We start from the raw sequence: 539 nt of genomic DNA on the forward strand, positions 1-539 counted from the left end.
CAGGTTACCGTAGACCTGAGCCCCGACGACAACAGCACGGCCGACGGCAAGGTTTATCAGACCACCTACCGCTATGACGGCAGCAGCAACCGTCTGGCCGGCATCGACCAGACCGACGGCAGCAAGCTGTCGTTCACGTATCTGCAGGTGAATGGCGAGTACCGGCTGGAAACCGTCACCGACGGCCTGAACCGGGTGACGCGCTTTGCCTACGACACCAGCACCCGCACCACGACGGTGTTCGACGCCTACAACTACGCCACCCGCTACCGCTACGACACCGAAGGCCGCCTGCTCTCGGTCAGTGCGCCCAGCACCGCAGCTGGCGTCCAGTCAGTCACCTTCCAGTACGATGGGGACGGTAATCTGTTCCGTAGCGTCGATGGCCAGAACAACGCCGTGGTCTATACCTATGACGCGGCCGGCAACCAGATCAGCCAGCAGGACGATCTGGGCAACCGCATTGAGCGAACCTACGGCAGCGCCAACCAGCTGCTGACCGAAACCACCTTCGTCACCCCCGACCCCGATGGCGCAGG

At 63.1% G+C, this 539-nt stretch carries 1 protein-coding gene; it reads left to right on the forward strand.

The features are described from left to right. On the forward strand, positions 1 to 539 hold a 539-nt coding region (locus tag PZA18_RS24140), incomplete at both ends, for a hypothetical protein (RefSeq protein ID WP_284103440.1).

Source organism: Parachitinimonas caeni (assembly GCF_030129945.1).
GTDB lineage: Bacteria > Pseudomonadota > Gammaproteobacteria > Burkholderiales > Chitinimonadaceae > Parachitinimonas > Parachitinimonas caeni.